The following is a 21,171-nucleotide window of genomic DNA, read 5'->3' as shown; positions in this document are numbered from 1 at the left end:
ATGAGTAAAATCAATGAACTTTTTACGAATAAACTAAATGTCATAAATGTAGGCATTGCGAACTTTAGAGATGATTTGTTAAAACAAAACGCGAATGTAACTCACTTGGAGTGGACGCCGCCAGGCAGAGGGAATCCAGAATTAATCGCTGCGCTGGATAAGCTTGAAGACCCAAGTGTTACAGATAAGATTGAAGCTGCTAACAAAGAGGCTGTTGAGCGAATTATTAACTCGCAACCGGTACTGATTGGCTTTGACCAAGCGATCAATGTGGTTCCTGGTATGACGAAAAATACGATTTTACATGCTGGCCCGCCAATCACTTGGGAACGAATGAATGGTCCGATGAAAGGTGCGGTAACAGGGGCTATTGTATTTGAAGGACTTGCCCCCAATATTGAAGCAGCAGCTGTACTAGCCGCGTCCGGAGAGATTATTTTCTCGCCATGTCATGAACATAACTGTGTTGGTTCCATGGCTGGTGTAACATCGGCTTCCATGTTTATGCATATTGTTGAGAATAAAACTTATGGAAATATTGCCTATACAAATTTAAGTGAACAAATGTCCAAAATCCTTCGTATGGGTGCCAATGACGAGAGTGTTATCCAGCGTTTGATTTGGATGCGAGATGTATTGGGTCCTATTTTAAGAGATGCGATGAAACTTAATCCAAATGGGATTGACTTGCGCCTAATGCTCTCACAAGCCCTTCATATGGGGGACGAGTGTCATAACCGAAATGTAGCTGGAACAACCCTGCTCATTCAAGCACTAACGCCTTATATTATCCAAACCGATTTCACGGTTGAACAGAAAAAAGAAGTGTTTGAATTCGTTAGCAGCAGCGACTATTTCTCGGGTCCGACATGGATGGCGCTTTGTAAATGTGCCCTTGATGCTGCGCATGGCATTGAGAATAGTACGATTGTTACCACAATGGCACGTAACGGAGTGGAATTCGGTATTCGCGTGAGTGGAATAGTTGGAAACGTATGGTTTACAGGTCCTGCACAACAAGTAATTGGTCCTATGTTTGCTGGATACAAACCTGAGGATTCTGGTCTTGATATTGGCGACAGTGCAATTACGGAGACCTATGGAATTGGCGGATTTGCTATGGCAACTGCACCGGCTATTGTTTCGCTTGTGGGGGGTACCGTTGATGATGCAATCAGCTACACCACAAAAATGGCGGAAATCACAACCACTGAAAATCCTAACGTGACGATTCCAATGCTTGACTTTATAGGGATTCCAACAGGTATTGATATTCAAAAAGTCATCCAAACAGGAATTATGCCGATTATTAATACAGCCATTGCACATAAAGATGCGGGGATTGGAATGATTGGTGCAGGTATCGTTAACCCTCCAATTGAAGCATTTGAACAAGCATTACTTGCATTAAGTGAAAATATTAAATAAGAAGAGGGCTAACTTGCTTAGCCCACCATTCTTATTTCGAACTAGACGAACATCTTTGTGCTAGGCTGTGAAGGAGTGAACAATTTTGGATAGTCTATCCTTGAATACAAAACTTATTGAGGCGAGTGAACAGGGAGAACTGGCTTCTGTTGAGAAACTATTAGGCGAAGGTGCCAGTGTTGAATATAAAGATGCTGCAGGGCGAACAGCGTTAATGGCGGCAACTCAAAACAATCAAATCGCGATTGCTAAAAGGTTAATAGAAGCAGGAAGTGACGTGAACACTAGAGATATTACACAACTCTCACCGTTTATTTGCTCAGCAGCAAATGGCTTTTATGAAATCCTGCGTCTCATGATTGCTGGTGGAGCTGATTTGAAGAGCGTGAATCGATTTGGTGGAACAGCGCTGTTACCATCGAGCGAAAAGGGCTATTTAAAAACAGTAGAAGTGTGTATTGATGCTGGGGTTCCAGTGAATCATGTCAACGACTTAGGCTGGTCAGCCCTACTTGAAGCAGTCATATTGGGGAATGGCGGACGACTATATTCTGACATTATTGAAGCGCTTGTTCATGCAGGGGCAGATGTGCATTTGCCTGATCGAGATGGGCTCTCATCCCTACAACGTGCCGAAGAGAACGGTCAGCATAAAGTCGTGAAGATTCTAGAACAAAGCTTCCAAGAAAATAACGAATATGTGAAGCAGGCAAAGGCTCTCGCTAACAACGATCAATATGAAGAAGCTATATCCATCATCAATAGAGCGCTAGAAGTGGATGCTGACAACCTGGATTTCATCTATTATAAAGGTTATTTCTTGCAGGAATTAAAGAGATACGAAGAGGCACTTCAATGCTATGAAAGCGTTTTATCTATGGATTCTGCTAATTTAGAATTTTATTTCTACACAGCGAATTGTTTGAGACTGTGGAAAAAACCGGAGGAGGCTCTTCAGGAATATGATAAAGCCTGTGAGCTGGCACCTAATGAAACGTTCTATCGCTACCACAAATCCAATTATTTAAGAGAACTTGGGCGACACCAAGAAGCAGTTATCGAGATGGATAAGCTGCTAGCGCTTCAGCCGAATAGATATGACTTCTCCTTTCATAAGGCGAACAGTCTAAGATCGCTTGGTAAGCATAAAGAGGCCATTGAGGCTATCGAGAACGCAATTAAGAATGATCCAACGAATCCGTTATACCACTCACACAAAAAGCAATCTCTTGAGTTACTCGGTTAGCGCATAAAAATTGCAACATAGGAGGCATCAGATGAAAGAGACTGTAATCGTTGCTATTGGCGGGAACTCATTGGTCAAGGAAAATGGGCTGGATTCGATTCATGACCAATCTGAAGCAGTAAAAGAAGTTGTCGTCAATATTGTTGATATGGTGCAAGAAGGCTACAATGTCGTCGTTACTCATGGTAACGGACCACAGGTAGGGTTTGGACTAAGAAGATCTGAGATTGCACATGAAATTGCCGGCATGTCTCCTGTTCCACTAGTGAATTGTGGAGCCGATACACAAGGTGGAATCGGTTATTTAATTCAACAAGCTTTAATTAATGAATTTGCAGTTAGAGGGATCCACAAGAATGTAGCTACGGTGATTACACAAGTCGAAGTAAGCTCAGAAGACCCTAATTTCAAGAATCCAACGAAACCAGTAGGATCCTTCTTTTCCAAAGAGCAAGCGGAAGAAATGAAAAAAGAACATCCGGAATGGAGCTTTGTAGAAGACTCTGGCAGAGGATACCGTAGAGTAGTTCCATCCCCAAGACCTATAGATATTGTGGAGAAAGACGCGATTAAGTCATTAATCAACGGGGGCTTTGTCGTTGTCGCTGCAGGCGGTGGAGGTATCGCAGTCGTGAAGTCTGATGATAACACGTACAAAGGTGTTGATGCAGTCATCGATAAGGATTTTGCAACGAGTCTTTTAGCAGAACAAATTCATGCGGAGACCTTAATTATTACAACGGGAGTGTCTAGAGTATGCATCAACTATGGTAAGCCGAATCAACAGGAGCTATCCAAAATGACGGTTGATGAGACCAAACAATATGTGCTAGAAAATCACTTCCCAGCAGGAAGTATGCTGCCTAAAATCGAGGCGAGTTTAAGCTTCTTAGAGAAAAGTGGAACGCGAGTTATTATTACGAATCCGGAAAGCTTGAAGGATGCGATGAATGAACAAGCAGGCACTCATATCGTGAAGTAATTTAAGCGAGGGGAAGTGTAGATATGGATCAAGCAAAGTTGGAACGAAATTATGATAGGTACAAATCATACGGTTACGGTGAGGAGTTACTGCCTAAAAAGCCTGAGCAAAGAGACTGGGGAATGTCCAACTATATAACCCTTTGGATGGGTGCTGTTCATAATATTATGTCGTATATGACAGTTGCAGGCTTCTTCGTCTTAGGATTGGATACAACACAGGTGCTCTTTGCCGTTATGCTTTCGGCCATTATTGTCTCCGCATTTTATGCTTTAAACGGATATTCTGCCTCCAAATATGGGCTGCCATTCGCGATGTTGCTTCGTGATTCATTTGGGGTAAAAGGAGCCATTATACCTGCATTAATACGAGGACTTGTTGCCGGATTAGTATTCTTTGGAACCACTACCGTTGTTGGTGCAGAATCATTAAATGTTATATTTGCTAGATTTATTCCGAATTATATGGATTTAGGCGGTGGCTTCACACTATTCGGGTTAGCATTCCCGACAATGATCTCCTATGCGATTCTTTGGACAGCAACGGTTCTGTTGTTCTTAGGTGGAATGAAAACATTAGGTAAGTTCGGTAACTGGTCTTCCCCAGTAGTGTATGTGTTTATTATTGGTGCTGCTGTTTGGGCGATCAAGATTGCTGGAGGGTTTGGTCCGATTTTAGAGTATGTACCAGCGAACCCAAGCTCAAGTCCATTAGTCTTTATTGCTTGCGTGAGTGCATTGGTATCTAACTGGGCGGGTCCTGTTGTGAATATGTCGGACTTCACACATCGTGCGAAATCACCAAAAGCGGCTATGATTGGATTGCCAGTAGGGTTTATCTTGTCTTATATTCTTTTTGCTATCACTTGTGTGGCCTTAATCACGGGTACAGAAATTGCGTTTGGTGAACCGATTTTCAATATCGTTCATGCCATTGATAAAATTGAAAACACTTTCGCTGTTGTTGTATTGATTCTAGCGCTAAACGTAGGAGCAATCGCCTTCGTAGTGTTTGCAAACCTATTGCCAGCTGGCTTGCAAATGTCATCTCTTTTCCCGAAAAAATTCACTGTAAAGACTGCAGGTGTCTTAACAGCCGTTGTTGGAACTTTGATTTTGCCATGGAAGCTTGTAGAAAGTACAACGACCTTATTCTACTTCTATAGCTTTATTGGGTCCATCTTTGGTCCAATTGCGGGCATTATGCTTTCAAGCTTCTTTATTCATCGGAAAAGAGTATTAAATCTTGATAATATCTATGTCCCAGCAGGCAGCAATGGTGAATATAAGAATGGTTACAATCCTGTTGCGATGGCTGTTCTAGCAGTCAGCTTCATCCTTCCTATGTCAGGTGCATTTCTTAAGGGTATCCCCTTCCTAGTTAGGATGAATGATTTTGCTTTCTTTAGTGGCTTAATTGTTTCTTTTGTTCTATACACCATCTTTAGCAAAACACTAAAATCATCCCAATTAAACTAGAGGAGGAATTTTGAAATGGATTACATGAAATTGGCCGTAGATGCAACGATCGAGGGTATGAACAAGAAATTTGGAGGCCCGTTTGGTGCAACGATTGTCCGAGGCGATGAGGTGATTGCAGCGGTTAGCAATACAATGATGAGAGACACGGATCCTTCCGCACATGCGGAAATGGTAGCTATCCGAGAAGCTTGCAAAAAGCTAGACACGATGGACTTATCGGATTGTGTAATTTATGCCACATGTGAACCGTGTCCGATGTGTATGGGCGCTATTATTTGGTCAGGTGTTAAAGAAGTTCATTATTGCAGCACAAGAGATGATGCGAAAGAGCACGGCTTCTCTGACATTCACCTTCGCGAATATTTTGTGGGTCATGATGAGAGTGTTGTTAATATGATTAAAGTGGAAGCTAGAGAAGATTGCGATCATTTATGGACGCATTTCCACGAATTAAACAAGAAATAATTCATACGGTCTCCTATATTTTCCGGCACTATTTTAGTGCCGGATTTTCCTGTTCTTCTACAGACCTACTCAGCAAGATGAAGCTGAAGGAAATCAATCACCTGATGAAGAGCTTTTTGCACAACAGGGTTATCGAAATCTTTTTCAAATACATGCTCTCCGTTTGGAATAGTAATAAGCTTTGCCGGTACTCCTTCTTTCACTAGCGCAGCTCTCATGAATACCGATTGTTCATACGGCACATCTACATCGTTCGTTCCGTGCAGTAACAATGTAGGGGGGAATTCCTTAGTTACATGATGAATAGGACAGAATTTGAGGATTTCTTCCTTATGTAGAGAAGGATTCAAGCCCGTCACTTCTTCGATCCAACGACCGGATTGTCTTGCATATAAATAGAGAAGAAAACGCTCGTCAACGCTTGCGCTCGTAATGATTTGATCGGACACTGTACCTTTTGCAATCTCCATGGAGACGATATCCTTTTCACAATAGAATTTACTTGGTTCGAGTGCCCATGGAGCGCTAATATCGCCATATCCATAGAAGGAGACAATCGCACGTGGCTTATGGGTAAACATTCCTGTGCTTAGTGCAAGGAAACCACCTGCTGAGCTTCCCACTACAGCGATCCTCGAGGGGTCAATGGAGAATTGTTTTGGTCCTTCATTCACTAACCATAGAAGGCCATCTTGGACATCTTCAAGGATGTCAGATAGGGTTGACCTAGGGGCTAATCTATAGTCAATCGAAAATAGCGCAAAGCCATTATTAGTGTAAAGTTGTATCATTTCCTCGGATAGATCTTCTCGATCACCCCAAAGTAGGCCGCCTCCGTGAATGTACACAATAGCAGGGGCTTGGGGACGGTTTGTTTCATAAAAATCAGCTTTAATTGTAAATTGATCATTTTCTTTAAAAATAATAGTCTTCTTCATAGCTATCCATTACACCTCATCAAGTAAGTAATTTTTAAAGACTAGCACTACCTCTATTGTATATCATTCACGAATTTTGATGAAACCATAATCATGAATACCCAGGATTGGAGATATTAGCATGGATAGAAAGAGAAGATATCAGGCTTTATTTGATAATATTAATCAATATAACTCGGGTGAGAAGGGCATCACTAGAATTGCCTATACAAATGAAGAGCAGACATGTACGAGTGCTTTTATGCGGATGTGTAAGGCTGAAAATTTAGATATCCGGATGGATCATTGCGGAAATGTGATTGCTAGAAGGAATGGGAAGATAGAAGGGCTCCCACCCGTTGTAATGGGCTCTCACTTGGATACGGTATATCAAGGTGGGAAGTACGATGGTGTAGTAGGTGTAACGGCTGCTTTGGAAGTGATCAAACGTCTAAACGAAAAAGGGATTGAAACGGATCATCCGATCGAAATTATCTCATTTGCCTGTGAAGAATCCTCGCGTTTTGGTATTTCAACAGTAGGCAGCAAAATAATGTCAGGGTTATTTCAGAAGGAGAAATATAGATCTTTGAAGGACAAAGACGGTATTACCATGGAAAAGGCATTTTCGCTATGTGCACTGGATTATAACAGTATTGATCAGGCGATTAGAGAGAATGAAGAATTAAAAGCGTTTTTTGAATTACATATTGAGCAAGGTCCTGTCTTAATAAACAATAATAAAAGAATTGGAATTGTGACTGGAATTGCTGCACCCGTGAGGCTTCATATTCAAATATCAGGGAAGGCATCCCACTCTGGAACGACACCTATGAATATGAGAAAAGATGCTTTTCTAGGTGCCTCAGAAATAGCACTTGAGCTTGAGAAAGCAGCCAAACTCGAACTAGAATTTGGAACGGTTGCGACGCTAGGGGTGATAGATATCTTGAATGGCGCTATGAACGTGGTTCCGGGAGAGGTGGAAATTAAAATTGATATCAGATCTACTTCAGTGGCATCCAGGCAACGTGTGTTAGACCATTTGTATCAAACAATATCCTTAGTACAAGAAAATAGACAACTTGTAATTGAGAGTACGGAAATTATTTCGGAGGAACCCGTCCTATTATCTGATGAGATCAGTCAGGTTCTAGTATCCATTTGTGAAGAGAAAGGGATATCGAGTCAACGGATGATTAGTGGGGCAGGGCATGATGCCATGAACATGAACAAACTTTGCCCAGTAGGGCTTATCTTTGTTCCTTCTGTAGATGGACTTAGTCATCATCCCAATGAATATACAGACTTGGATGATATCATTATGGGGATTGATATTTTAGAAGAAGCTGTTCTTCGTTATGCGTTTGTAAGACAAACATAGATTTTTTCACAGCCTTGTTCATTATTCTTCACATACTGAACAAGGCTGTTCTGCATATCTACTATAGTGTTTTGTTGACAACAACAAATGAGTATGTTAAATTTATCTTAAGTTAAAGATAATTAATGTAAAGATAAATTGTTGGGAATAGGGTTCTGTGAAACATAGGATGAAATGTTGGAAAGAAATTTTTTTTGAATGATATCTTAACATTAAGATAATTCAATTAATCTTTCTGAATCTAGGGAATTATATTACAAAATCAAACTAAACTTTAGGAGTGTATAATCATGAGAAATTTAAAAGGGATTCACCACGTTACAGCCATCACAAGCAGCGCAGAGAAAAACTACGAGTTCTTCACTTATGTATTGGGAATGCGTCTAGTGAAGAAAACCGTCAATCAAGACGATATTCAAACGTATCACTTGTTTTTTGCAGATGATAAGGGCAGTGCAGGAACGGATATGACGTTCTTTGACTTTCCTAACATTCCTAAAGGTGTACACGGAACCAATGAGATCGCCAAGACATCCTTCCGAGTACCAACTGATGCTGCATTAGACTACTGGGTAAAACGTTTTGATCGCCTGGATGTGAAGCATACCGGAATTAAAGAGCAGTTTGGCAAAAAGACTTTATCCTTCGTAGATTTTGATGATCAACAATATCAACTTATCTCCGATGAATTTAATGAAGGGGTCGCATCAGGTACACCATGGCAAAAAGGACCAATTCCTTTAGAGTTTGCGATCACTGGTTTGGGACCGATCTTTGTACGTATAGCTGACTTCAGCTATTTTAAAGAAATGTTGGAAAGAGTCATGCTGTTTAAAGAAATCGCTCAGGAAGAGGCTTATCATTTGTTTGAAGTCGGCGAAGGTGGAAACGGGGCGCAAATTATTGTTGAGCATAATGAGGGTTTACCGAATTCACGCCAAGGTTTTGGTACGGTTCACCATGCGGCTTTCCGAGTAGAAGACCGTGCGATGCTGGATGAGTGGACTAAGCATTTTGAAGACTTTGGGTTCCGTACCTCAGGTTATGTGGATCGTCATTTCTTCGAGTCGCTGTATACACGTGTTGCTCCACAAATCTTGTTCGAGCTTGCAACAGATGGACCTGGATTTATGGGAGACGAGGAATACGAAACGGTTGGAGAAAAGCTCTCATTGCCACCATTCTTGGAACCTAAACGTGAGCAAATCGAGAAATTAGTACGCCCTATTGATACCGTTAGAAGCACGATTGATTTCGTGAAAGAGTGAAGAAGGAGCTGGGGAGATTGATTTCGATTGATCCGAAGCAAAATAGTGAGCGGGAAAATTATAAATTATTAATTGGTACTGTAATTCCTAGGCCCATTGCTTTTGTCACTACTCAATCAGAAGATGGCATTTTGAATGGTGCGCCGTTTAGCTATTTTAATATCGTCTCGTCTAATCCTCCAATGGTTTCACTGTCTATTCAAAGACCGGCGGGGCGATTAAAAGATACAGCCCGTAATATCTATAACAATCAACAGTTTGTTGTGCATATTGTAGATGATGAGAATGTTGGGAAAATCAATCAAACCGCTGCCTCATTGCCAAGAGCAGAAAGTGAAATTGAACTTGCCAATCTTACACCGGTCCCAAGTAAAAATATAGCTGTACCTGGTGTATTGGAAGCAAAGGTTCGAATGGAATGTAAGCTTGTACAAGCGATACCTCTAGGAGCAGAAGAACCTGGGAGTGATTTGTTCATCGGCGAAATTGTTCAGTTTCATATCGATGAATCGATTTATCAGGAGGGGCGGATTGACCCTAGAGCCTTAAATGCAGTAAGTCGTTTAGCGGGAGCTAATTACTCTACGATTGGTGAGATTTTTGAAATTGAGAGACCGGAATAATAAACTAAGACCTGTTCGTAAGCGATGAAGCCTACCGAACAGGTCTTTTTGTGGGCTAATTATAGTTCATCAGCTACGCCAAGCAAACCGTAAGGTTTTCTCTCGAAGTTTATCTGGACTGATCGTTCCAGATATGTTATATTGCCATTACAGGAGGTGTTACCCATGGCAAGGACAAGAGAGTTTAACGAGGATCAAGCACTACATCAAGCGATGCTGTTGTTTTGGAAAAAGGGTTATGAGGCAACAAGCATACCGGATTTGCTGCAGGTTATGGGCATTAGCCGTTCTAGTCTTTACGATACTTTTTCTGACAAGCAAACGTTGTACATTGCCGCACTGGAACATTACAAAAAGGTAAGCTTCAATAGACAGGTCATTCTTGAACAGGCGTCAAGCGTTAGAGCAGGGATTCAACAATTTTTTGAGCAACATATTACTTCAGCGTACGATACGAGCCTACCCGGCGGGTGTTTTGTAACGAATGCAGCTACAACACTAGAGTCGCGGGATGAAAAAATAAATGAATTGATAAAGACTAGTTTTTTGAATTTAGAACAGGCTTTTTGCGAGCTTTTGGAAAAAGGCCGACAATCAGGCGAACTTGATAAAACCACTGATGTCAAAGCGTGGTCTTATTTATTGCTGAATTTACATCAAAGCATAAATATTATGGCAAAAGCAGATCAAGATCAGCAACGTGCCAAAGAGATGATAAGCTTTGTAATTGCAGGAATATAAATTTTTTTTGGTTATTCTGGAACGATCGTTCCGTTATTGTAAATCATCCTTAATGCGGAGAAGAGACTTATGAAAATATCATTTATCGGGCTTGGGAAAATGGGCTTTCCAATGGCCCAAAATTTGTTGAAAGCTGGTAATGAATTAATCGTTTTTAATCGTACTCGTGAAAAAGCGCAACCCCTAATAGATCAAGGAGCGCATTATGCCGAGACACCATTGGAGGCAGCACAAAAGAGCGATATGGTCATAACCATGCTTTCTGACGATGCCGCTTTGGAGGAGATTGTTGAGGGTCCGAATGGAATTTTGAATGGATTATCAGAAAAAGGAATTCACATATCTGCCAGTACGATCAGTGTAGATCTGGCTCGGAAATTATCCGCGGCGCATGCGGAGAGAAAGCAATACTTTGTGTCTGCCACAGTGCTGGGGCGTCCGGATGCCGCTAAAGCAGCTAAATTGCGCATCATTTTGGCAGGTCCGGAGCAAGCCAGACGACAGTTAATTCCTGTTTTAGAACAATTAGGTCAGGAAATATTCGAGATTGGGGATTATAGCGAAGCAGGAAATGTTGTGAAAATAGGCGTAAACTTTTTAATTGCTTCTATGCTGGAAGCTTTATCAGAAACGCAGCTGATGGTAGAAAAGTATGGCATAGAGCCAGCCCGTTTTATGGATGTGGTGAATGCTCTTTTTCAATCTCCCTTATATCAGAACTATGGGGCGATAATGACAGAACAGCGGTTTGAACCAGCAGGTTTTAAAATGAAGCTAGGGCTGAAGGATGTTGCACTGGCTATAGAGGCAGCGCAGTCCGTCCAAGCTCCTCTACCTTTGGGCCAACTTATCCATCATCATTTATCTGAAGGAATAGCCCGTGGTTATGGTGAGATGGATTGGACAGCTTTAATCCGTTGTCTAGAGCATTCTTCTTAAAAAATAGGGTTGCCCCAAATCTCTGTTGGTTGTAGTGCAGGAGAAAAATTAAAAGAGGTGTGATAAATCATGGAAATAGGTGTTACTTCGTTCGTAGAAACAAAGCCTGATATTGAGACTGGAATTGTAATGAGTCATGCACAGCGATTACGAGAAGTAGTCGAAGAAATCGTCCTTGCGGATCGGGTGGGACTTGATGTTTTTGGTATCGGTGAGCATCATCGTGAAGATTATGCAGCTTCTTCACCAGCAATCGTGTTGTCCGCTGCTGCGTCCTTGACTAAACGGATTCGCCTGGCTAGTGCTGTGACGGTCCTTTCATCTGCTGATCCTGTACGTGTGTTTCAGGATTTTGCTATGCTTGACGGCATCTCCAATGGACGTGCCGAGATTATAGCGGGCAGGGGTTCATTCGTTGAATCCTTTCCGTTGTTTGGTTATGGCTTACATGACTATGAGGAGCTATTCAATGAAAATATCGAACTGCTTATGAAAATACGGGGTTCCGAGAAAGTAACTTGGAAGGGAGGCCATCGGCCAGCAATTCATAATTTGGGCGTATACCCGCGGCCCGTCCAAAGCTCTTTACCAATATGGATTGGCAGCGGAGGTACGCAAAGCTCTGCCGTTCGTGCAGGACTTTTGGGTCTGCCATTGATGTTGGCGATCATTGGCGGGAATCCAATGAATTTTGCTCCGCTTGTAGAGCTGTACAAGAAGGCGGCGGCCCGCGCTGGACATGATGTATCGCAGCTTCAGGTGGGATCTCATTCGATTGGATTCGTCGCAGAAGATACGGAACGGGCAGCAGATATCTTTTTTCCATCTACCCAATACGGCATGAACAAGCTCGGGAAAGAACGAGGATGGTCGTATTATGACCGTTCCAGCTATGATGCGGCCCGAAGCTTTGATGGCGCATTGTACGTTGGAGATCCAGAAACAGTTGCTCAGAAGATCATTCATCTACGGAAGCATGTAGGTATTACACGCTTTATGATGTATGTTCCACTAAGCACGATGCCACATGAGCAGGTGTTGCGGGCTATAGAACTGCTCGGAACGGAGGTTGCTCCACGAGTACGAGAGGAAATTGCCAAGTGGGAAGCTGAGAAGGAATAGGAATTATACAAGCAATCATTATTGTATTGGAGGATTTTCATGAGTATCGATAAACGTATACTACCAGAATTAAGAGAGGCATATTCACAATTTCCAGGGTTTCAATTGGAAGAGAATTTAGAGTGGAGCAGAAGTTTAGTGTCGGCTCCGTCAGTGAAGAGATCAGAGCATGTAAACACAACCAGTCGAAAAATACCGGGTGTTGCAGGGGAGATGCTGGTGAAAATATATGAACCTGCTGGGCGAAATGCTGACAAGCTTCCAGCTATGCTGTGGATTCACGGGGGCGGATACGTATTAGGACATCCTGATATGGACGACAAGTTGTGTGAACGCTTTGTTCAGACGGCGAGATGTGTTGTCGTGTCGGTTGATTATAGGCTGGCACCCGAGCACCCCTATCCAGCTGCAATCGAAGATTGTTATGCTGGCTTGGTATGGATGACGGAGGAGGCGGGATCGCTTGGCATTGATGAGAATCGGGTTGCAATTGCTGGTGCAAGCGGTGGCGGCGGGCTGACAGCAGCACTTGCGCTGATGGCACGAGATAAAGGTGGACCCTCCATTATCTTTCAGATGCCGTTGTATCCGATGCTCGACAACCGTAACATTACGCCATCAAGCCATGAGATTACGGAAGAAGGTGCAATCTGGAACCGGACGGACAACTTAACGGCTTGGAACATGTACCTGGGCGAGGAGAACGATGCCAGTAGGATATCTTCCTATGCGGTACCAACGAGAGCGGAGAATTTAGCTGGACTGCCACCAACCTATACCTGTGTAGGTCAGCTTGATCTATTCCGAGATGAGACGATCGAATATGTAACACGACTTGCGCAAGCAGGTGTAGATATCGAATTTAACCTGTATCCCGGATGTTTTCATCTTTTCGAAATATTCGTTCCAGAAGCGGAAGTGAGTCAGCGCGCCGTTCAGAGCTATATGGATGCGATGGCCCGGGCACTTCACCCCAAACACTCTCCATCCCCAAGCGAGAGCTGTTAATAATGCAAGCACAAACCATATGATCATTGCTCCTTGTTCTAGGGTGGTCATTTCATCACACACAAAAAATACACCCTTAGAATAGACCGGACAAACCATAGGTTTATCAATGTCTATTCCAAGAGGTGTATTTCATAATATTAAAGCGGGTGATCTTAACGAAGCGTCTTGAGCGCACCGCTCCAAGCCAATACTTGATCAAGCATGCCATTTACATTGGTCAGGTGGAGATCCGCTGGTTTGAACACAGAACCGTTCTCGAAATCAGTGAACAGGGACAGGGCCGGATGTACACGAACGTCTGCTACTGACAGTTCTCCCAAGATTCCACGTAAATGCTCAGCTGCACGAGCGCCACCTACAGAACCATAACTCACGATACCCGCTGCTTTGTTGTTCCAAGCTTCACGCGCGTAATCGAGTGCATTTTTCAGTGATGCGGAAATACTGTGGTTGTATTCTTGAACGATAAATACGAAACCGTCTAACGTAGCAAGCTTTGTATTCCAAGCAGTTGCTTGTTCAGTAGCATCAACTTCTCCCATTAGTGGAAGTTTGAAGTCCGCGATATCTACGATCTCATAATTAGCATCTCCACGTGCATCTGCTACCTTTTTAACCCATTCCCCTACTTGTGGGCTTAAACGACCTTGACGAGTACTTCCCAGAATGATTCCGATGTTTAATTTAGACATTGTTTGTTCCTCCTCGATTTTTGTTCTACCAAATAGTTTGTCTAGAAATCCCATGAATTACACAACCTTTAAATAAATAATATTAAGCGTGTTACGCTCTAGTTGTCTTTAAATTAAGTATCTTTAACATGAGATAATAATACCGTTTTTAGTTTACTTTGTCAAGTAACTTAATAATAGTTAGTTTATAATTTTGTCTCACCTTTACAAATTTAGTTGTCTAGAATATAATTGTTTAAGCAACTATTAAAAAGAAGATGAAATGAGAAGAGGTCTGATCATGACGACAAAGCATAACCAATCCGAACTTACGTTAGGATTTATGATGGGAACGACCTATCGCAAATTAAGCGCGTTATTCCAAAATGGGCTAAAGGAATATGATATAACACCTGAGCAATGGTCAGTGCTTTTTCAAGTCGACAGAACGGAAGGGCTGATTCAGAAGGATATCGCGAAGCGTTCGGGTAAGGATAAACCAACTACGACGCGAATTCTGGATCACTTGGAGGGAAAAGGACTGGTCTATAAAAGAACCGGGGAGAATGATCGGCGTTCTTTTAAGGTTTATATTACGGAAAAAGGGAGAGCTCTGATTAAGGAGACTTTTCCTATTGAGGATCAAGTCACAGATGAGATTATGAACTGTATTTCCAGTGATGAATATGAGCTGCTCATGGGGTTGCTGCTAAGAATAAACAATCATATTGATCAAATAAATGATGGAGAGTAGGAACGTAAGTTATGCCAGAACAACAAGAACTACGTACGAAACTATGGACCAAGTCTTTTATTGCTTTAACGTTTAGTGCTTTATTTTTATTTATGAATTTACAGATGCTGCTATCTTCATTCCCGTCTTATGTTAAAAGTGAATTTCAAGCCGGAGATATTATGGTCAGCTTGGTTACAAGTGTATTTGCGCTAACTGCGATTGCTTCACGTTTTATGACTGCTTTTCTGATGCGGAGGGTTAGCCGCAATGTACTACTATATATTGGTTTAGCTATCGCGGCCGCCATAACCGGTCTTTATGTGGTAGCAGACTCAATCGGGTCACTATTGCTGATGCGGGTAGGCTATGGGATTGGGTTCGGGATTGCCAGCACGATTATTCCCACGATTGTTTCACAGATTATTCCTAGCAAAAGAATGGGTGAAGGGATCGGCTATTTCGGCTTATCAACCAGTCTTGCAATGTCCATTGGTCCTATGATTGGTTTGAACGTAATGAAGCAATCGGGGTTCGGAACACTGGCGATGATCGGAACATTCACCTTGCTTCTTGCCTTTCCAGTCTTATTGTTCTCACGTTCACTTCCAGCTGTACCGAAAAAACAGCCTATTGAGCGATCCATTGCACCATCCAAACCACTCAAGGTTCCTTTTAATACAAAGTTAGTATTGCCTGCAATACTGAATGTCTTACTCGCGATTACTTATGGTGGATTGCTTAGCTTTATCGCTTTGTTCGGCGAATCGGTGCATTTAGAGCAAGTGGGTTTGTTCTTCTTATTTAACGCGATTACAATCATTATTATTAGACCTATCTCCGGAAGATTATTTGATAAAAGAGGTCCGGCTGCTGTTCTGATTCCCGCAGCGGTTTGTGTCGTCGCGAGCTTAACAGTGCTCTCGTATACAACATCCATGCCAATGCTCATTATATCCGCATTGCTGTATGGACTCGGCTTTGGAGCTATCCAGCCTACTATACAGGCTTGGATGCTTCGGACATCTACACCTGCACAGTATGGTATGGCGAACAGTATGTTTTATAACTCAACAGATTTAGGGGTAGCCAGTGGGGCCATTATTCTTGGGGCAATCTCGGCGGCATCCGATTATGGGATGATGTATCGTTATTCTGCTGGGTTCATGGTGCTGTTTCTAATTATTTATATTGGGATTCAGATTACTAAGGCCAGAAATAACCCTTCAGCTTTAAGCCAATAAGGGATGATTTCAGATTAAGCTAATCTTTAGGTACTATTCATATCGTTTTAAGCTAAGGGGGTTATAGTAATCACATAACCCCCTTAAATATAGACCTTGACCCTGCCGGACGTTGGCAGGGTCCTTTTTTTGTTGATGAAGAGGACAGAGATCTGTAGATTAAGCCAATCTTTATCTACTATTCATATTCTTTTAAGCTAAGAGGGTTATAGTAATCACATAACCCCCTTATAATATAGACCTTGACCCTGCCATACGTTGGCAGGGTCCTTTTTTTATGTTCTTGCGCCATCCCGAAAACATAGGTAGTATACAGATTTTATCCACTAAGGACGGTATAATGAAGAAATCAGGGATGGCCAAAGAGTAGAGGAGAGGTTCACAAATGAATATGACATGGAATCTGGATAGCTTATATCCTTCCTTTGAGTCAGAGAAGTTAAAAGGGGATCGTGAGCTACTCGGTCAACTTATTATAGATTTAAAAGCCTGGGCTGAGGGCAATCTAAAGCTTGAGGGTGTTTCCGTCGCAGCGATCGAGGACTTTCTAAGACTCTACAACGATTATAAAAGCGTATATGTATGTTTATTAGCCTATGCAGAGTTAACGCTTAGCGCAGACAGTAGTTCTGAGGAAGCCATGAATCTTGCTGATGATATTGAACATTTGAGCTCAGAGATTGCTGGGGTAGTTGCGGGTTTTAAACGATGGATTAGCACTTGTGAACACATAGATGAGCTTATCGTTAGCTCAACTTATCTTCTGAAACATCAATTTTATTTAAAGGAGCTTCTTCTGCAATCCCGTTATGTGTTAAATGAGGAAGTGGAAGTTGCGATTGCCAGAATGCAGAGCACGGGTTCCAAAGCGTGGGGAAGGCTCTACATGGAGAGCGTATCGAGTACACTTGCAGATGTGGTAGTACAAGGGGAAACTAAGAAAGTAACGCTTGCAGAACTAAGGAGTATGGCCTATGAGAATAACGTTACATTAAGAAAAGCGGCTTATGAAGCCGAGGCTGAAGCTTGCAGTCGTATTGCTGGGGTTTGTGCAGCTTGCATGAATGGAATAAGTGGTGAGGCGCTAACGATTTATGGCATGCGTGGATATCAATCTTCTCTGGAAAAGGTGTTAGTGGCATCGCGAATGGACAGTGAAACTTTATCGGCAATGCTCGCCGCTCTTCAGGAGAGTTTGCCAGCTTTTCATACCTATTATCAAAAGAAAGCCGAACTGCTGGGACATTCCACAAAGCTGCCTTTTTACGATATTTTTGCACCGATTGGCGAAGAAAGTGTAAAAATCTCTTACGAAGATGCTCAAAAAACAATTGTCTCTAGCTTCGGAACCTTTAGCGAGGAATTGGCCAATTTAGCTCAAAAGGCTTTTGATCAGCAATGGATTGATGCAGAACCTAGAGCGGGTAAGGGTGGATATGGGCTCTGCATTGATATTTTTCCGATAGGCCAGAGCAGAATCATGACACAGTTCACTGGAAATGCTATAGATATTAGTATCCTTGCTCATGAGCTCGGCCATGCATATCATAGCTCCTGTCTGGGAGAAGAAACGATGCTGAACACAGATTATCCGATACCGATTGCCGAAACGGCTTCGATCTTTTGCGAGACGATCGTAAATCAGGCACTACTCACTAGTTCGACCAAGAAGGAAGCGCAGCTTCTATTGGAGAGAAGTATTTCCGATGCTGGGTATTATCTTGTAGACTTCTATGCCCGTTATTTATTTGAGCTTAAACTATATGAGAGAAGAACCTCGGGTCCGCTTCCTGTTCAAGAGCTGAACGAACTGATGATTGCTTGTATGGTGGAAGCTTACGGTGAGAGCATTGATCCTGATACGATCCATCCTTACATGTGGATGAACAAGGCCGGATATTTTATGGCTGGTTATGAATTTATGAACTTCCCGTATTCTTTCGGACTGTTATTCGCTAAAGGACTCTACGCAGAATATTTAAAAAAGGGCGAGGAGTTCGTCGCCCGGTATCGTCAGTTCCTTAGTGCTACCAGCAAGCATAATATTGCAGATGTAGCAAAGTTTATGGATATTAATGTACACTCCATTGATTTTTGGAGAGGTGCTTTAATGCTGATTGAAACCGATATTGAGGCATTCATCAGTACGACCTAAACAACTCTCCAGTTGTGATCACAGGTAGCTTCAATTTGGCCGCGTTTTTCAATGTAATTCGTGACAATTTCAGACATGTCGATCAGTACTTCTTTGACAATCGGCTTGCCCTTATACATCTCATAATCTCCACCACCGCTTGCTCTATAGTTGTTCATAACAACATCATATTCCTTAGAGTCCTCTACAGGCTGCCCACGATGCAGCAGATGGAGGACTCTTTTGCCTACAGGTTTATTGATATGAAGCTCGTAGTGGATGCCTTCCCACATATCATAATTGTAATGTTGCGATTTAGGTTCTACATAAGCAGGGTTAACAATTACATTTCCCTCTAGATCCTTTTGAAAATAGTTGGCGGTTTGTTCCAGTGCCTCTTTTATATCTTGTCCGGTCAGTCTTAGCACAGTTAGCGTGTTAGGATAAATGAAGTTGGAAAGAATATCTCTCCGAGTAATGGTGTTACTGAAGCCCTTGCAATCGTTGCTAAGTAAAGCTGCTGTCGAGATCTCTACACCTGTAGCCTCCATTTGTACCTTATTCATGAATTCTATAAAGGGATGGTCAGCCAATCGGCATTCATCTGCACTAGAAATAGAAAGGTCACCGATAACTGTACCTATTCTCTCATCCAACCAGGCTTCTGTTTCTGATTCAAGCGTGCTGCTAAGCTCTAGAATTGTATCATCTACAGCGGTCTTGTCGCCTACAGCAAGGAGTTCGGCTTGTTTACTCTTAATCTTCCAACGTTCGTTTTCTTTTTGAAAGACTACTGAAATCTTACCGAGGGAATGTCCATTACAACCAGGCTGTATGATCGTCACACCATTTAGCTCACTAGCTATGAAGCGATGCTGATGTCCGGTAATTAATACATCTAAGCCTTCAACCTCTGTGCACATTGCATAGGCTTGATTCTCTCCAGTTAGTCTCTCTACAGGTTCACCACTAAGGAGGTCGCGCTCGAACCCGCCATGATAAGCTACAACGAGTAAATCGGGCTGTTCTTCTTCTCTAATAGTGGCACACCAAAGCTTTACAGTCTCTAACGAATCCTTAAATTGAAGTCCTTCTATATGGACAGGATTCTCCCAGTGGGGAATGTAATGTGTGGTAACTCCTAGAATGGCTACTTTGATTTTTTTGTCTACCCATTTGATGATATAGGGTCTACCAAATGCAGGTTTACATGTCGCGCGATCTATAATTCCAGCAGATAACCAAGGAAATTTGGAATCCTGAATGGCTTTATTAAGCAGTGGCTTACCAAAATTAAATTCATGGTTGCCAATAATTGCAGCGTCATATTTCAATTCATTCAATGCAGCTATGCCTGGATTTAGTTTGTCACTGTACTGTGTGGCTGCATAATAAGCTAGCGGTGTACCTTGAATAAGATCACCGTTATCGAGAAGTATTAGCTCTGGACAATGGGATCTTTCTTGTTTAATAAGGCTAGCAATGGTTGCTAAGCCTTTTTGTCGTTTCTCACCCGTGCGGTAATCAATGGGCCCTAAATGCCCATGTAGATCACTTGTTATGAGGATTTCGCAGGTTAAGGTGTTGTCTTTATTCATGGGTAGCCTCCTACGGATAATAAGTTCAGACCTCATTCTATCAGATAATTTGGAAATTTTAAGAGATTAAAATAAATTTTACATATATTTAATAGTTAGAGGCCTTAGATTTAATACAAAATATTTATAGTCTAGAAGTACTAAAAAAAAGAGAACAGTGGAGGTCTTTCGTTTGAGAAAAATAAGTAAATTCGTATTGCCGCTAATGATGTCTATTACTTTGCTTAGTGGTTGTGGTGCTAATAACACTACTAATACTGCAAATCAAGGATCGACGGATGGAGCAAATGCACCGAAGGAAACGGCAGCTCCTGTAGCAGAGGGTTATGTTCCAGAGAAGCTCACAGTACAATTTGTCCCTTCCCAAAATGCGGATACGCTCGAAGCTAAGGCGAAACCTCTTGAAAAATTACTGGGTGATAAACTCGGTATTCCTGTAGAAGTAAGTGTCTCTACTGATTACAACACTGTTATCGAAGCTATGGCTTCCAAAAAAGTAGATTTAGGTTTCCTTCCTCCAACAGCTTACGTATTGGCAAAAGAAAAAGGAGCTGCTGAAGTTATTCTTCAAGCTCAACGTTTTGGTGTAAATGATGAAACGGGTGCTCCGACAGATGAATTGGCTGACTTCTATAAATCTATGATTATCGTTAAGAAAGATTCTGCGATCCAATCCGTTGCCGATTTGAAAGGCAAAAAAATCGCTTATCAAAACGTTACATCCTCAGCAGGTTTTGTATGGCCGGCTGCAACACTAATGGATGCAGGACTTGATCCGTTGAAGGATGTACAAGCTATCACGGTTAAGGGACATGACCAAGGCGTACTTGCTGTACTGAACGGTGATGTAGATGCCGCAGCTATTTTCCAGGATGCACGTAATATAGTCGTTAAGGATTATCCGAAAGTATTTGAAGATACTCGTGTTCTCGCCTTTACTGATAAAATCCCTAACGACACGATTTCGGTCCGTTCAGATATGAATAAGGAATGGATTGAGAAGATTCAGCAGGCGTTTATTGATATCGCTGCTGACAAAGAAGGACATGAGATTATCAAAGATATTTACTCGCATGAAGGTTATGTGAAGTCACAAGATAGCAACTTTGACATTGTTCGTGAATACAACAATAAAGTAAAAACAGAGTAGTTCAGGCCGTTCAAGGATACAACGATGTTGGTGT

General features: G+C 42.1%; 19 protein-coding genes. 16 read left to right on the top strand and 3 right to left on the bottom strand.

Features of this window, described 5'->3' with window-relative positions; all coding sequences use genetic code 11:
- The 5 genes from NSQ29_RS22245 (at position 1) to NSQ29_RS22225 (ending at position 5,602) form a co-directional block, all read left to right on the top strand.
- Complete coding sequence (locus NSQ29_RS22245; protein WP_341126105.1) at positions 1–1,428, top strand: YlbE family protein; 1,428 nt, start codon at positions 1–3, stop codon at positions 1,426–1,428.
- 100 nt (positions 1,429–1,528) lie between these two features.
- On the top strand, positions 1,529–2,674 hold the full coding sequence (locus NSQ29_RS22240; RefSeq protein ID WP_218641856.1) for an ankyrin repeat domain-containing protein: 1,146 nt from the start codon (positions 1,529–1,531) through the stop codon (positions 2,672–2,674).
- 31 nt (positions 2,675–2,705) lie between these two features.
- Positions 2,706–3,656: a carbamate kinase gene (gene arcC, locus NSQ29_RS22235; protein ID WP_341126104.1), complete on the top strand. Its 951-nt coding sequence runs from the start codon at positions 2,706–2,708 to the stop codon at positions 3,654–3,656.
- A gap of 23 nt (positions 3,657–3,679) precedes the next feature.
- A complete protein-coding gene (locus NSQ29_RS22230) occupies positions 3,680–5,134 on the top strand; it encodes a cytosine permease (RefSeq protein ID WP_341126103.1) in 1,455 nt (484 codons plus the stop codon).
- A gap of 15 nt (positions 5,135–5,149) precedes the next feature.
- Positions 5,150–5,602, top strand: coding sequence for a nucleoside deaminase (locus NSQ29_RS22225; protein WP_042124600.1), 453 nt, complete (start codon positions 5,150–5,152; stop codon positions 5,600–5,602).
- A 65-nt stretch (positions 5,603–5,667) separates the two neighbouring features.
- On the opposite strand, the gene NSQ29_RS22220 is transcribed toward NSQ29_RS22225, so the two are convergent.
- The gene (locus NSQ29_RS22220) at positions 5,668–6,540 is read right to left on the bottom strand and encodes an alpha/beta hydrolase (protein WP_341126102.1); all 873 of its coding nucleotides are present in this window, start codon (positions 6,538–6,540) and stop codon (positions 5,668–5,670) included.
- A gap of 121 nt (positions 6,541–6,661) precedes the next feature.
- Here NSQ29_RS22220 and NSQ29_RS22215 point away from each other — a divergent pair, with 121 nt between their 5' ends.
- The 7 genes from NSQ29_RS22215 (at position 6,662) to NSQ29_RS22185 (ending at position 13,604) form a co-directional block, all read left to right on the top strand.
- Entirely contained in the window at positions 6,662–7,903 is a 1,242-nt protein-coding gene (locus NSQ29_RS22215; protein ID WP_341126101.1) for a Zn-dependent hydrolase, read from the top strand.
- Positions 7,904–8,193: 290 nt separating this feature from the next.
- Positions 8,194–9,171: a ring-cleaving dioxygenase gene (locus NSQ29_RS22210; RefSeq protein WP_341126100.1), complete on the top strand. Its 978-nt coding sequence runs from the start codon at positions 8,194–8,196 to the stop codon at positions 9,169–9,171.
- Positions 9,172–9,188: 17 nt separating this feature from the next.
- Positions 9,189–9,794 (top strand): flavin reductase family protein, encoded by a 606-nt coding sequence (locus NSQ29_RS22205; RefSeq protein WP_341126099.1) that lies wholly within the window; start codon positions 9,189–9,191, stop codon positions 9,792–9,794.
- Positions 9,795–9,959: 165 nt separating this feature from the next.
- Entirely contained in the window at positions 9,960–10,535 is a 576-nt protein-coding gene (locus NSQ29_RS22200) for a TetR/AcrR family transcriptional regulator (protein ID WP_339245446.1), read from the top strand.
- Between the two features lie 69 nt (positions 10,536–10,604).
- On the top strand, positions 10,605–11,474 hold the full coding sequence (locus NSQ29_RS22195) for an NAD(P)-dependent oxidoreductase (protein WP_341126098.1): 870 nt from the start codon (positions 10,605–10,607) through the stop codon (positions 11,472–11,474).
- A 69-nt stretch (positions 11,475–11,543) separates the two neighbouring features.
- Positions 11,544–12,596, top strand: a complete 1,053-nt coding sequence (locus NSQ29_RS22190; protein WP_076283968.1) for an LLM class flavin-dependent oxidoreductase — start codon at positions 11,544–11,546, stop codon at positions 12,594–12,596.
- Positions 12,597–12,635: 39 nt separating this feature from the next.
- A complete protein-coding gene (locus NSQ29_RS22185; RefSeq protein WP_341126097.1) occupies positions 12,636–13,604 on the top strand; it encodes an alpha/beta hydrolase in 969 nt (322 codons plus the stop codon).
- Positions 13,605–13,759: 155 nt separating this feature from the next.
- On the opposite strand, the gene NSQ29_RS22180 is transcribed toward NSQ29_RS22185, so the two are convergent.
- The gene (locus NSQ29_RS22180; RefSeq protein ID WP_042124617.1) at positions 13,760–14,299 is read right to left on the bottom strand and encodes an NADPH-dependent FMN reductase; all 540 of its coding nucleotides are present in this window, start codon (positions 14,297–14,299) and stop codon (positions 13,760–13,762) included.
- A gap of 280 nt (positions 14,300–14,579) precedes the next feature.
- On the opposite strand from NSQ29_RS22180, the gene NSQ29_RS22175 reads away from it, so the two are divergent.
- The 3 genes from NSQ29_RS22175 to NSQ29_RS22165 all read left to right on the top strand — a co-directional run bounded on the left by NSQ29_RS22175 (position 14,580) and on the right by NSQ29_RS22165 (position 18,410).
- Entirely contained in the window at positions 14,580–15,032 is a 453-nt protein-coding gene (locus NSQ29_RS22175) for a MarR family winged helix-turn-helix transcriptional regulator (RefSeq protein WP_042185346.1), read from the top strand.
- An 11-nt stretch (positions 15,033–15,043) separates the two neighbouring features.
- Complete coding sequence (locus NSQ29_RS22170; protein ID WP_341126096.1) at positions 15,044–16,255, top strand: MFS transporter; 1,212 nt, start codon at positions 15,044–15,046, stop codon at positions 16,253–16,255.
- A gap of 385 nt (positions 16,256–16,640) precedes the next feature.
- The gene (locus NSQ29_RS22165; RefSeq protein ID WP_341126095.1) at positions 16,641–18,410 is read left to right on the top strand and encodes a M3 family oligoendopeptidase; all 1,770 of its coding nucleotides are present in this window, start codon (positions 16,641–16,643) and stop codon (positions 18,408–18,410) included.
- On the opposite strand, the gene NSQ29_RS22160 is transcribed toward NSQ29_RS22165, so the two are convergent.
- Complete coding sequence (locus NSQ29_RS22160; RefSeq protein ID WP_341126094.1) at positions 18,407–19,987, bottom strand: bifunctional metallophosphatase/5'-nucleotidase; 1,581 nt, start codon at positions 19,985–19,987, stop codon at positions 18,407–18,409. The genes NSQ29_RS22165 and NSQ29_RS22160 overlap by 4 nt on opposite strands.
- A gap of 172 nt (positions 19,988–20,159) precedes the next feature.
- Between NSQ29_RS22160 and NSQ29_RS22155 the strand changes: the two genes are divergently transcribed.
- Positions 20,160–21,137, top strand: coding sequence for a phosphate/phosphite/phosphonate ABC transporter substrate-binding protein (locus NSQ29_RS22155; protein ID WP_076283973.1), 978 nt, complete (start codon positions 20,160–20,162; stop codon positions 21,135–21,137).
- The last annotated feature ends 34 nt before the right edge of the window (positions 21,138–21,171 follow it).

This window comes from Paenibacillus sp. FSL F4-0236, from assembly GCF_038000135.1.
Lineage (GTDB): Bacteria > Bacillota > Bacilli > Paenibacillales > Paenibacillaceae > Paenibacillus_AQ.
The sequence above is the reverse complement of the archived record's forward strand: the minus strand, read 5'-3'. Positions and strand labels throughout refer to the sequence as shown.

Coding starts and splice junctions, on each gene's coding strand:
- NSQ29_RS22160 (WP_341126094.1), bottom strand. CDS start 19,987: ATGAATAAAGACAACACCTTAACCTGCGAAATCCTCATAACAAGTGAT.
- NSQ29_RS22200 (WP_339245446.1), top strand. CDS start 9,960: ATGGCAAGGACAAGAGAGTTTAACGAGGATCAAGCACTACATCAAGCG.
- NSQ29_RS22210 (WP_341126100.1), top strand. CDS start 8,194: ATGAGAAATTTAAAAGGGATTCACCACGTTACAGCCATCACAAGCAGC.
- NSQ29_RS22165 (WP_341126095.1), top strand. CDS start 16,641: ATGAATATGACATGGAATCTGGATAGCTTATATCCTTCCTTTGAGTCA.
- NSQ29_RS22185 (WP_341126097.1), top strand. CDS start 12,636: ATGAGTATCGATAAACGTATACTACCAGAATTAAGAGAGGCATATTCA.
- NSQ29_RS22195 (WP_341126098.1), top strand. CDS start 10,605: ATGAAAATATCATTTATCGGGCTTGGGAAAATGGGCTTTCCAATGGCC.
- NSQ29_RS22170 (WP_341126096.1), top strand. CDS start 15,044: ATGCCAGAACAACAAGAACTACGTACGAAACTATGGACCAAGTCTTTT.
- NSQ29_RS22190 (WP_076283968.1), top strand. CDS start 11,544: ATGGAAATAGGTGTTACTTCGTTCGTAGAAACAAAGCCTGATATTGAG.
- NSQ29_RS22175 (WP_042185346.1), top strand. CDS start 14,580: ATGACGACAAAGCATAACCAATCCGAACTTACGTTAGGATTTATGATG.
- NSQ29_RS22245 (WP_341126105.1), top strand. CDS start 1: ATGAGTAAAATCAATGAACTTTTTACGAATAAACTAAATGTCATAAAT.
- NSQ29_RS22215 (WP_341126101.1), top strand. CDS start 6,662: ATGGATAGAAAGAGAAGATATCAGGCTTTATTTGATAATATTAATCAA.
- NSQ29_RS22230 (WP_341126103.1), top strand. CDS start 3,680: ATGGATCAAGCAAAGTTGGAACGAAATTATGATAGGTACAAATCATAC.
- NSQ29_RS22180 (WP_042124617.1), bottom strand. CDS start 14,299: ATGTCTAAATTAAACATCGGAATCATTCTGGGAAGTACTCGTCAAGGT.
- NSQ29_RS22225 (WP_042124600.1), top strand. CDS start 5,150: ATGGATTACATGAAATTGGCCGTAGATGCAACGATCGAGGGTATGAAC.
- arcC (WP_341126104.1), top strand. CDS start 2,706: ATGAAAGAGACTGTAATCGTTGCTATTGGCGGGAACTCATTGGTCAAG.
- NSQ29_RS22220 (WP_341126102.1), bottom strand. CDS start 6,540: ATGAAGAAGACTATTATTTTTAAAGAAAATGATCAATTTACAATTAAA.